Origin of the sequence: Roseivivax sp. GX 12232 (assembly GCF_021272185.1) — a bacterium.
In the GTDB taxonomy this organism is placed as follows: domain Bacteria; phylum Pseudomonadota; class Alphaproteobacteria; order Rhodobacterales; family Rhodobacteraceae; genus Roseivivax.
In genome coordinates this window covers 38,529-50,228 of record NZ_JAJSEC010000002.1, presented here as the reverse complement: position 1 = coordinate 50,228, position 11,700 = coordinate 38,529, and the positions used below count along the sequence as shown (strand labels likewise).

General features: G+C 70.4%; 8 protein-coding genes. 2 read left to right on the top strand and 6 right to left on the bottom strand.

The window, feature by feature from the left end:
- Positions 1–59: 59 nt before the first annotated feature.
- The 3 genes from rpsI to LR948_RS04165 all read right to left on the bottom strand — a co-directional run bounded on the left by rpsI (position 60) and on the right by LR948_RS04165 (position 2,618).
- Positions 60–557, bottom strand: a complete 498-nt coding sequence (gene rpsI, locus LR948_RS04175; protein WP_232752693.1) for a 30S ribosomal protein S9 — start codon at positions 555–557, stop codon at positions 60–62.
- Complete coding sequence (rplM, locus tag LR948_RS04170) at positions 557–1,021, bottom strand: 50S ribosomal protein L13 (protein ID WP_232752692.1); 465 nt, start codon at positions 1,019–1,021, stop codon at positions 557–559. Before rplM ends, rpsI begins: the two co-directional genes overlap by 1 nt.
- Before the next feature lie 184 nt (positions 1,022–1,205).
- Positions 1,206–2,618, bottom strand: coding sequence for a PLP-dependent aminotransferase family protein (locus tag LR948_RS04165; protein WP_232752691.1), 1,413 nt, complete (start codon positions 2,616–2,618; stop codon positions 1,206–1,208).
- A gap of 132 nt (positions 2,619–2,750) precedes the next feature.
- On the opposite strand from LR948_RS04165, the gene LR948_RS04160 reads away from it, so the two are divergent.
- Both LR948_RS04160 and purL read left to right on the top strand, forming a co-directional pair.
- The gene (locus LR948_RS04160; RefSeq protein WP_232752690.1) at positions 2,751–2,981 is read left to right on the top strand and encodes a DUF1127 domain-containing protein; all 231 of its coding nucleotides are present in this window, start codon (positions 2,751–2,753) and stop codon (positions 2,979–2,981) included.
- A gap of 322 nt (positions 2,982–3,303) precedes the next feature.
- Complete coding sequence (gene purL, locus LR948_RS04155; protein WP_232752688.1) at positions 3,304–5,463, top strand: phosphoribosylformylglycinamidine synthase subunit PurL; 2,160 nt, start codon at positions 3,304–3,306, stop codon at positions 5,461–5,463.
- A 453-nt stretch (positions 5,464–5,916) separates the two neighbouring features.
- On the opposite strand, the gene LR948_RS04150 is transcribed toward purL, so the two are convergent.
- The 3 genes from LR948_RS04150 to LR948_RS04140 form a co-directional block, all read right to left on the bottom strand.
- Complete coding sequence (locus LR948_RS04150) at positions 5,917–8,121, bottom strand: OmpA family protein (protein WP_232752686.1); 2,205 nt, start codon at positions 8,119–8,121, stop codon at positions 5,917–5,919.
- Positions 8,122–8,513: 392 nt separating this feature from the next.
- Positions 8,514–9,776 (bottom strand): VWA domain-containing protein, encoded by a 1,263-nt coding sequence (locus LR948_RS04145; RefSeq protein ID WP_232752684.1) that lies wholly within the window; start codon positions 9,774–9,776, stop codon positions 8,514–8,516.
- A gap of 186 nt (positions 9,777–9,962) precedes the next feature.
- Positions 9,963–10,865 (bottom strand): MoxR family ATPase, encoded by a 903-nt coding sequence (locus LR948_RS04140; protein WP_232752683.1) that lies wholly within the window; start codon positions 10,863–10,865, stop codon positions 9,963–9,965.
- Positions 10,866–11,700: the final 835 nt, after the last annotated feature.

The window sequence follows — 11,700 nt, the reverse complement described above, 5'->3', positions numbered from 1 at the left end:
ATGAAAAAGGCCGCCCCCTGGGGACGGCCTTTTCCGGTATCTCGCAATCCCGAAGGGGATCAGCGCTTCGAGAACTGGAAGCTGCGGCGGGCTTTCGCGCGGCCGTACTTCTTGCGCTCGACGACGCGGCTGTCGCGGGTCAGGAAGCCCGCGGCCTTCAGGGCCGGACGCAGCGCGGGATCGTAGAGCTGCAGCGCGCGGCTGATGCCGTGCTTCACGGCGCCCGCCTGGCCGGAGAGGCCGCCGCCCTTGACGGTGGCCATGACGTCGAACTGGTCCTCGACACCGGCGACGGTGAAGGGCTGGCGCAGGATCATCTGCAGCACCGGGCGCGCGAAGTAGACGTTCAGCTCGCGGCCGTTGACGGTGACCTTGCCGGAGCCCGGCTTGATCCAGACCCGCGCGGTGGCGTCCTTGCGGCGGCCGGTCGCATAGGAGCGGCCGAACTCGTCGCGGACGGGCTCGCGGGTGATCGCGATCTCGGTCTCGGGCGTGCCGGCAGCGTCGACGCCTGCGGCCTGGCCCAGTTCTTCGAGGGAATTGATTTGCTCAGCCATTACTTCGCCACCCGGGTGTTCTTGGAGTTCAGCGACTTGACGTCGATCACTTCGGGCGATTGCGCCTCGTGGGGGTGCTCAGCACCCGCGTAGATGCGCAGGTTGCCCAGTTGCTTGCGGCCCAGGCGGTTGCCCGGAACCATGCGCTTGACGGCCTGGAAGACCACCCGCTCGGGGTGCGCGCCTTCGAGGATCTGCTCCTTCGTGCGCGACTTGATCCCGCCCGGATAGCCAGTGTGCCAGTAGAAGTGCTCCTGGCGCTTCTTGCCGGTCAGCTGGACCTTGTCCGCGTTCACGATGATGACGTTGTCGCCCATATCCATATGGGGGGTGAAGGACGGCTTGTGCTTGCCGCGCAGCCGGTTGGCGACGATCGAGGCGAGACGACCGAGAACGACGCCTTCCGCGTCGATCACGATCCATTTCTTCTCGATATCGGCCGGCTTTGCCGAGAAGGTTTTCATGGCGGGTGACCCCTGGTTCTTGACTGTTCAGGCCGGGAGCCGGGCAGAGGCCCGGACCGGCGCGATCCGATGGGCGGGTTATAAGCATCGCGAACCGACAGTCAAGCGCGGGAAATCCGATAAAACGGCGTGTTTTCAGTGCCTTGCAAAATAGGTATCTATATACCCCACAAAATCGCGCCCCTCAGACCGCGATCCGCTCGGGCGGGTTCTCCAGAAGCCCGCGCACCCGCCCCAGCGCCGCCTCGAAGGCCGGCAACCCGACCTGGGCGTTGATCGCGATGCGCACCGCGTGGGGGGCGAAGCCGTCGCGCAGGGCGAACTCGTCGGCGGCGCGCAGCTGCACGCCCTCGAACTCGGCGGCCTGCACGAAGGTCGCCGCCCGCCAGCCCGCCGGCAGCCGCAGCCAGAGGAAAGGCACGCCCTCGCGCCAGCCCACGTCGTGCCCGCCCAGAAGGTTCACCGCCGCGCGGATGTAGCGGTCGTATTCGCGCCGCACCTCGTCGAGGATCGCGGGCAGCTCGGGCCGGCGCAGCAGGTCGGCCACAAGATCGCCCAGCGGCTGGGCCAGCCCGAAGAACCCGTGTTCGACCGAGCGGCGCAGGTCCGCCCGCCGCGCCTGCGGCGCCACAACAAAGCCCACGCGCAGCGCCGGGGTTATCGACTTCGAGATCGAGGCCACCAGCCAGCCCTGCTCCGGCAAAAGCGCCCGGTAGCCCAGCCCCGCCCGCGGGCCCAGCCGGTAGCAATCGTCCTCGAGCACGTGGAAGCCGCGCCGCTGGGCGACGGCGGCGATCTCCTTGCGGCGGCGGTCCGGGGTCTGGCGGCCGGTCGGGTTGTGAATCTCGGGCGAGGTGCAAAGAAGCTGCGCGTCGTGCCGCCGGGCGAGCTCGTCCAGCGCCTCGGGCAGGATGCCGTCCTCGTCCATCGGGACCGAGACCACCTCGGCGCGCAGCAGTTCCGCCGCGCGGCGGAAGCCCGGATAGGACAGCTCCTCGACCAGCACCACCGGCCGGGCGCCGCGCAGCACCGTCTGCATGACGATGCCGATGCCGTTCTGCCCGCCGTGGCAGAGCGTCAGATCCTCTTCGCTGACCGGTCCCAGCGGCGTGTCGGAGAGCCAGTCCAGCACCGCCTCGCGCGCCGGTTTGAAGGCCGCGCGCGAGGGATAGTTGATCAGCGATTCGAACGGGTGCCGGGAGAGCCGGGCAAAGCCCTCGCGGATCAGCGCGATCTGCCCGCAGTCGGGCAGTTTCGGCGCCACGAAGCTCACGAAACGGCCCGATTGCGGCGCCTCGGTCTGCGGCCAGGGCGCATCGGGCAGGAGCTTGCGCATGCCGCCCGCCTCGCCCCCGGCGACGAATGTGCCGCGCCCGACCTCGGCCCGGGCCGCGCCGCCGTCGGTCAGGATCGTATAGGCCCGCGCCACCGTGCCGGGCGTGATCCCGAGGTCGAAGGCCAGGTCGCGCACCGGCGGCAGCTTGTCCCCGGCCGCCAGCTGCCCCGCCGCGATGGCGCCCCGGATGGCATCGGCCAGCCGTCGGTATTTCGGCAGATCCGCGGCGCCCTCGGCATAGGCGGACAATATTGTATCCATGACAATGTTTCCCTCGACCAATACACGCACCTTATTGTATCACTCATTGCATGGCAACAGCGCCATATTGTATCGACACGAACGCAGACAACCGCAAATAACCCAAGAGATCGCATTCAAGGAGACCTCCAGATGTCCGCCGCAGCCCCTCACGCCGCACTTCTCGACACGCTTGCCCGGGCGCCGCGCCTGACCGCGCCGGCCGAGATCGCCCTCAAGGCCGCGGTGGTGCTGACGCTCTGGACCGACCGCGCCCGCAGCCGGAAACATCTGGCCGGGCTCGACGCCCATCTCCTCCGTGACGTCGGGCTGGACCGCGCCGAGGCCGCGCGCGAAGCCGCCCGCCCCTTCTGGCAGGGCTGAGCCCTCCAGGACCTCCGGGCGCCCTCCTGTATCCCTGGGCGCGCGGAGACCTCTCCCTGTTGGGCCGCCTTCGGGCGGCCCTTTTTTCGTGGTGGTTTGGGATTTTCGGGATGCTCTGGACGTTGCGCCGGGCGGCGCACATCAAGCACCGCGCCCTGCCCCAAAGCCCCGCCGTGTGCCAAGCCGCACTCGCGCGCCGCACCACCTCACGCCGCCCCCCCAGGCACCACGCAGCGCCCGGCCCCGGTCCGCCGCCCCCTTCACACCGCCCCGGCCCTGCCCTAAAGAGCGCATCACCAGTAGCGAGGATGCGCCGAGACCCATGCAAGAGCCCGACATCACCCCCGAGCTGATCGACGCCCACGGCATCAATCCCGAGGAATACGACCGGATCCTCGAGATCATCGGCCGCGCGCCCTCCTTCACCGAACTGGGCATCTTCTCGGCGATGTGGAACGAGCATTGCTCCTACAAGTCCTCGAAGATCCACCTGCGCAAGCTGCCGACCAAGGGCCCGCAGGTGATCTGCGGCCCGGGCGAGAACGCGGGCGTCGTCGACATCGGCGACGGCCAGGCGGTGGTCTTCAAGATGGAGAGCCACAACCACCCCTCCTACATCGAGCCCTACCAGGGTGCCGCGACCGGCGTCGGCGGCATCCTGCGCGACGTCTTCACCATGGGCGCCCGGCCCGTGGCCGCGATGAACGCGCTGAGCTTCGGCGCGCCGGAGCATCCCAAGACCCGGCAGCTCGTACATGGCGTGGTCGAGGGCATCGGCGGCTACGGCAACGCCTTCGGCGTGCCCACGGTCGGCGGCGAGACCCGCTTCGACCCCGCCTACAACGGCAACTGCCTGGTCAACGCCTTCGCCGCGGGCCTCGCCGATGCCGACAAGATCTTTTACTCCGCCGCCTCGGGCGTCGGCCGCCCGGTGGTCTACCTGGGCGCCAAGACCGGCCGTGACGGCGTCGGCGGCGCGACCATGGCCTCGGCCGAGTTCGACGAGACCATCGAGGAAAAGCGCCCCACGGTGCAGGTCGGCGATCCCTTCACCGAGAAGCGCCTGATGGAGGCCTGCCTCGAGCTGATGCAGACCGGCGCGGTGATCTCGATCCAGGACATGGGCGCCGCGGGGCTGACCTGTTCGGCGGTCGAGATGGGCGACAAGGGCAACCTCGGGGTCCGGCTCGAGCTCGACCGCGTGCCCTGCCGCGAGCCCGGCATGACCGCCTACGAGATGATGCTCTCGGAAAGCCAGGAGCGGATGCTCATGGTGCTCGACCCCGCCAAGGAGGCCGAGGCCCGCGCGGTCTTCGAGAAATGGGACCTCGATTTCGCCATCGTCGGCGAGACCATCGCCGAGGACCGCTTCCTGATCGAACAGGGCGGAAAGGTGATGGCCGACCTGCCGCTGAAGGCGCTCTCGGGCACCGCGCCCGAATACGACCGCCCCTGGGTGCCGACCCCCGCGGCCGAGCCGCTGGCCGACGTGCCGCAGATCGACCCGATCGACGGGCTGAAGGCGCTCCTGGCCTGCCCCAACCACGCTGCCAAGAACTGGCTCTTCGAGCAATACGACAGCCAGGTCATGGCCGACACCGTCGAGGGCCCGGGCTATGGCGCCGGCGTCATCCGGGTGCATGGCACCGACAAGATGCTGGCCTTCACCTCGGATGTGACGCCGCGCTACGTCAAGGCCAACCCCGAGGCGGGCGGCGCCCAGGCGGTGGCCGAGGCCTACCGCAACCTCTCGGCGGTGGGCGCGCTGCCGCTGGCCACCACCGACAACCTGAACTTCGGCAACCCCGAGAAGCCCGAGATCATGGGCCAGTTCGTCGGCGCCCTGAGCGGCATCGGCGCGGCCTGCGAGGCGCTCGACATGCCGATCGTCTCGGGCAATGTCTCGCTTTACAACGAGACCGACGGCACCGCGATCCTGCCGACGCCGACGATCGGCGCGGTGGGGCTGATCGCCTCGGGCGAGACGCCGATCCTCGACCGCCCGCGCGAGGGCCATGTGCTCCTGATGATCGGCGCGCGTGGCAGCCATCTCGGCTCCTCCGCGCTCCTGGCCGAGGTCTTCAACCGCACCGACGGCGACGCGCCCGCGGTGGACCTCGAGGCCGAGCGCCGGAATGGCAGCTTCATCCGCGACAACCGCGACCTGATCCGCGCCTGCACCGATATCTCCGACGGCGGGCTGGCGCTGGCCGCCTTCACCCTGGCCGAGGCCGGCGGCGTGGGCCTGACGATCGACGAGGAGGACACGCCTTTCCTCTTCGGCGAGGACCAGGCGCGCTACCTCGTCGCCTGCAACTTCGACATGGCCGAGGCGCTGATGTCGCGGGCCACCGCAGCCGGCGTGGAGATCGCCTCGGTCGGCCGCTTCCACGGCGAAAGCCTGCGCATCGGCAGCTCCGAGGCGCCGCTGGCCGAGCTCTCCGCGCTCTACCGCCGCGCCTTCGCCGAGACCTTCGCGTAAGGCCCGGACGCGCCGCCGCCGCCCGGCGCGGCGCGCGCCACCCAAACACGTCGCGCGCCCGCTCCCTTGGGGCGCGCGCCACCGCGGCTCCAGCGCCGTCGGCGCGTCACAGCATAGTCGGCGCCGCCGGCGCGCCCCGCGCGCGGCCCGCGCCTCCTGAGGCCCGCCCACCTTAACGCGCGCCACCGCCAGCCACACACCCGCCAATCCCCGGCTCGGCCCGGCGCGCGCCACCTCCACCAGCACCACCCAAAAAATCCCCCGACGCGCCACGCCGCCCACCCGCGCGCGCCCCCTTCCCCCCTTCAGCTTGGCTCAAATACCCTCGGGGTGAATTGGCGGCGCAGCCGCCAAGAGGGGCAGAGCCCCTAAACCAAAAAAACAAAAAAAGACGCCCCGCGAAGCCGCGGGGCGCCCGTTTTCTTCAACTGTATTAACCCGTGACGCGCCGCGTCACTGCCGCGCCGTCAGGAGCGGCGTGATCCGCCGCACCGCCGCGCGGCGGTTCTTGATCTCGGCTTCGGTGGTCGAGACCAGAAGGTCGCTCTCGCCGTAGCCCTGGATCACCAGGTTCTCCGGCGGCACGTCGAAATACTCGGTCAGCGCCAGGGCCACCGATTCCGCCCGCCGGTCGGAGAGCGCGAGGTTGTAGCCCGCGCCGCCCACGGCGTCAGTGTGGCCTTCGATCAGGAATACCTCGCCGGGGTTCTCGGCGATCAGCTCGGAGATGGCGTTGCCCAGCGCGCGCAGCTCCTGGGCCTCCTCGGGCTGGATCACCGCCGAGCCGGTGGCGAAGTTGATCGTGTCGACGTTGATCTCGGGCACCAGCTTGCGCACCGGGTCGATGCTGCGGATCTGGTTGAGCGAGAAGCTGCGCTCCACGCCTTCCGCCTCGATCGCCGCCAGCGCATTGGCCAGCTGGTCCTCTTCCACGTCGCGGAAGTTGGTCACCCGGCGGTCGCGGGTCTGCGGCAGCTCGTTGACCTCGACCTGCTGGCTGGCGCGGGTGTCGTCGAAGAGCACCACGCTCTCGCCGCTCGGCAGGTTGCGCACCCGGCGCAGCACCCGGCCATCGCGCGAGCGGATGGTCTCGATCTCCGAGCCGTCGCCGCGGGTCACCACGGTGCGGGTCGAGCCGTCATCGTAGCGGTAGGTGGTCACATCCGAGCCCGGCTGACGCAGCAGCGCGTCGTCGTTGCGCAGCACCCGGTACTGGCTGTCCCGCTGCACGACGATGCGGTCGCCGGAGTTCGAGACCACGTCCTCGTTCGGGCGCAGGATGTCGTCGAGGGCCAGCGCGCCGAGCCCCAGGAGCGCCGCGCCGGCGCCGCGCAGTGCCTCGTCGTTCCGGGCGTCCTCGTCGTCGTCCTCTTCCTCGGAACGCGCCTGGCTCTGCGCCTGGGCGTTGACCTCGGTGTCGAACTCCTCGTTCGAGGAACGGGCGTTCTCCTCGGTCACGGTCTCTTCGACCACTTCGGCGCCCTCGGTGCCTTCGGCGCTGGCCGCGGCGGCCGAGGCGGCCTCGGCGTCTTCCTCGGAGACGGCATCCGCCTGGGACTGCTGCTCCTCGGGGGTGGGCTCGGCGGTGGCGTCGGCTTCTGCCTCGGTGCCGGCGTCAGCGGGTTCGGCATCGGCTTCACCCGAGGTCTCTGCCTCACCGGAGGTCTGTGCCTCGCCTTCGGCGGGTGCCTCGGCGTTCTCGCCGGTCGGCTCGGCATTGCCGTCCGTCGGTTCCGCATTCGCCTCGGCAGTGCCCTCTGCGGCGGTGTCACCACCATCAGCGGGCTCGCTTGCCTCCGCGGGCTCATTGCCGTCGGCGGGCGCACCGGCATCGGCGGGTTCGCTGCCCTCGGCGGGTTCGCTGGCCTCAGCCGGTTCGGCACTTTCCGACGCTTCGGGCTCCGCGTTGCCGGTCTCGGCAGGTTCTTCGCTGCCCTCGGAGGCCTGACCTTCGGCCTGGGTCTCGGAGGTCGCAGCCGCGTCGCCTTCTGCGGGGGCGTCGGTCGGTTCGGCGGTCTCGCCGGTGCCTTCTGCGGGCGCGGACTGGGCCTCTGCACCGGCATCGCCTTCAGCGGCCTCTGCGGGCGCGTCCTGCGGTTCGGCGTTCGGCTCGGCGTTCTGCGGTTCCGCATCGGCGCCAGCTTCCGCGCCAGCCTCGGCCTCTACGTTGGCCTCACCCTGGGCGGCTTCGGCGGGCGCGTCCTGGGGTTCTTCGGCGGGGGCCTCCTGCGGCTCCGCTCCGGCGTCGGCGGGGGCTTCACCCTGGGGCTCGGCCGGGGTCTCGGCGCCGGGCTCCGTCGGCTCGGCCGGCTCCGTGGGCTCGGCCGGCTCCGTCGGCTCGGCAGGCTCCGTCGGCTCTGCGGGGGTCTCGGGTGTGGCGGGCTCCGCCGGTTCGGCGGGCTCACTAGGCTCTGCGGGGGCGGCCTCGGCGCCTTCCTCGGCCTCGAGCTGGGCGCGCAGGCGCTCCAGCTCGGCGCGGATCTCGGCCCGGGCCTCTTCGTCGTTCTGCACCTCGGGCAGCTCCAGCGCGGCCTCGAGCTCGGCGATCACCTCGGCGGTGGACATGCCGCCCTGCTCCTGGGCGGGCAGCGCCATGGGCATGGCCAGCGCGGCGCTCAGCGCCAGCGCCGTGGTGGTCTTCAGAAAACGCGGTGTCATTCGCAACACTCCTGTCATTCCGCCCCGGCGCGCTTCGCACCGGGACAATCTGGCTCAAAACGCGGCAGGAGCGCCGGGGTTGCGGGGCCCGGCGCGATCGGCGGGAAATTGCCGGATGCGCGGGGGCGGAGGGGCTTTGCGGGAGCGCCCGGCGCGGCGGGGCGCGCGTGGCGCAAGCGGCTGGGACGCAAGCGGAAATTATGGGCGGGAGGGGTGCGCGCCGGGGCGTTCCACCGCGGTGCGCCGTCGTGTGCAGAGACCGCGGCGCTTCCGCTAGGTCACCCGGAGGATGACCGCGTGTCCGCCCCGTTCTTGGCTCTCTCAGCTCTCCGTGTCCGGCCCCAGAGCGCCTCCACGCGAGGACGGCCACCCCGGGCCGTCCCACCGCCCCCTCAGCCCTCGGACAGCGCCCGCATCAGCCGGGTCTTCTCGCCCGGGTCGTCGGGCTGCGAGATCGCCAGCGCCAGGTCCTCGAGCGTCTGCACCGAATGGCCGGCGCGGAAGCTGTCGACATGGGGCAGCATGGCGCGGATCCCCTGGGCCTTGGGCGCGAAGCCGTCCCAGCGCAGGAGCGGGTTCAGCCAGATCAGCCGCCGGGCCGAGAGCTTCAGCCGCTCCATCTCGCGCCCGAGCCCGGCCTCGGGGTCGCGGTCGAGCCCGTCGGTGATCAGAAGCACCACCGCCCCCTGCCCCATGACCCGCCGCGACCAGTCGCGGTTGAAGGCGTGCAGGCATTGCCCGATGCGGGTGCCGCCCTCCCAGTCGCGGGCCTCGGAGCCCGCCGCCTTCAGCGCCTGGTCGACGTCGCGGGTCGCGAGATGCCGGGTGATGTTGGTCAGCTCGGTGCCGAAGGTGAAGGCATGCACCCGGGCCCAGCCGTCGCCCTTCTCGTTGGCCACCGCATGCAGGAAGTGCAGCACCATCCGGCTGTATTGGCTCATCGAGCCCGAGATGTCGCAAAGGACCACCAGGTTCGGCCAGCGCGGACGGGCGCGGCTGCGCGCGAAACTCGTGACCTCGCCGCCCTGGCGCATGGCCTTGCGCAGGGTGCGGCCCCAGTCGGCCCGGTGCCCCCGCGGCGAGGCCATGCGCCGGCGCGACAGGATCGGCTTCACCGGCAGCCGCAGCCGCGCCAGCATGCGCTTGGCCGCGGCGATCTCGGCGGTCGACATCTGTTCGAAGTCGAGGCTGCGCAGGCGTTGCTCCTCCGAGGCGGTCTGCGAGGCGTCGATCTCGATCGGCAGCTCCTCCTCGGGGGGATCGGGCTGGTCCGGCAGCTCGGGCGCGGTGCCTTCGAGAAGCGCCTCGGCGGCGCGTTTCTCGGCGGCCTGGGCGGGCTTGTCCTCCTGCACGCCGCGCACAGCGGGCAGCATCATCGACATCATGTGCTCGAGGTAGCGCGGGTCGCGCCAGTAGAGCCGGAAGATCTGGTGGAAGACCGCCCGGTGCTCGGGCCGGGAGACGAAACAGGCGTGCAGGGTCCAGTAGAAGTCCTGCCGCTCGGTGAAACCCGCGGCCTCGACCGCGCGGATCGCGTCGATCACCCGCCCGGTGCCCACCGGCAGCCCGGCCTTGCGCAGCGCGCGGGCGAAATGCACCACGTTCTGGGCGAGCTTGGGGTGATCGGGCAGGTTGAGAGGGGCGTATTCGGGCATCTCAGGCGGGGGGTGTTTGGGTGGTGTGCGGCGCGAGACTGGCGACGCGCGTCGTGGCTGGGGGCGCGGGGTCGCCTGCCTTGCGCGGCATCCCGGCGTCGCGCGCGCCGGGGTCGGGGAGCGCACGGGGGCTCTGCCCCCGCACCCCCGAGGTATTTGGGCCAAGATGAAGGGCTGGGTGGCGCATCAGGCGAGCTGGGCGCGGGCTTCGTCGAGGATGCGCTTGGCCTCGCCGCCCTCGATCTTCTGGATGTCGTCCTGGTATTTCAGGATCGCCCCGAGCGTGTCCGAGATCACCTCGGGCGAGAGGTCCACCACGTCGAGCGCGAGCAGGCATTTGGCCCAGTCGATGGTCTCGGCGACGCCGGGCTTCTTGAAGATGTCCTCGGTCCTGAGCCGCTGCACGAAGGCCACCACCTGCCGCGAGAGCGTCTCGGCGGCTTCGGGGGCGCGGGCCGAGAGGATCTCCACCTCGCGGTCGAAATCGGGGTAGTCGACCCAGTGGTAGAGGCAGCGCCGCTTCAGCGCATCATGCACCTCGCGGGTGCGGTTCGAGGTCAGGATCACGATCGGCGGCTCCGGCGCCTTGATGGTGCCGAGCTCGGGGATGGTGACCTGGAAGTCCGAGAGCGCCTCGAGCAGGAAGGCCTCGAAGGGCTCGTCGGTGCGGTCCAACTCGTCGATCAGCAGGATCGGCGCGCCGCTCTCGTCGGGGCGCATCGCCTCGAGGAGCGGGCGTTCGATCAGGTATTCGGGCCCGAAGAGCTGGGTCTGCAGCGCCGCGCGGTCGGCCCCGCCCGCGGCCTCGGCGGTGCGGATTGCGATCATCTGGGCGGGGAAGTTCCACTCATAGACCGCCGAGGCGGCGTCGAGCCCCTCGTAGCATTGCAGCCGGATGAGCTTGCGCCCGAGTGCCGCGGAGAGCGCCTTGGCGATCTCGGTCTTGCCGACGCCCGCGGCGCCCTCGAGGAAGAGCGGCCGGCCGAGCTTCAGCGAGAGGAAGACCACGGTGGCCAGCGCCCGTCCGCAGACATAGCCCGTGCCGGACAGGAGCGCCTGGACGTCGTCGATCGAATTGGCGGCAGTCATGGTCTCTCCTTGCGTCGCTTCGGGCCAGAGGGCCTGCTCCGGCGCCGGGAATCAATAGGGCATAGGTCGGAGGGGGGCGGTTGGGGGTTGGAGATGCGGTTTGGGGTTGGATGGGGTGAGCGGGTGGTCGGGCTGAGGGATTGGGGATGGGTTGATTGGCGGAGCGGCGTAGAGGCGTTGGAGCCTGGAAACCTAGAAGCCCAGAAGCCCAGAAGACCAGAAGACCAGAAGCCTAGAAGCCTAGAAGCCTAGAAGCCTAGAAGCCTAGAAGCCGGGCACTTCAATCCCAGACGATTGTCCAGAAGCCCAACCCCGCTCACCCCGCGCCTCTTGCGCCCGAATAGCATCGAAGATGCCGGGCGCGCGCCGGACCGGCCCCTTGGGCCGGCGCTCTTGTGGGCGAAGCGCTTAATTCTCCTCTAGCCCTGACCTTGTTGGGATAAAGCGCCTCGCTCGGAGGGCAGTAGCGCCGGCCCCCGGTCCGGTGCGCACCCTCTGTTGGTGCATGTGGCAACCGGGGTGTAGCGTGACGTGGAGCGGCGTGCGTCAGGCCGACCCGTGGGGATAGTGATGACCGGGTGATTGGGCGGATTGGAATGGTAAGCGCGACACGCGTTGGGGGACCGCTGGAAGCCTGACCGCAGCCGCCCCCTGCGCCCAGCGCATCGCGTCGTATCGCAGCGCCTCGTCTCCGAGGGCAAGTCAGCGCCGACCACATGCCACCCCACAGCATCACGCCACTTTACGCCCCAAGCCAACCACGCCCCCCCCCCCCCGCAATTGACGCCGCGCGCGGCGCCATGCGAAGCTCTCGCGCAACGAGACGGGCGGGCCT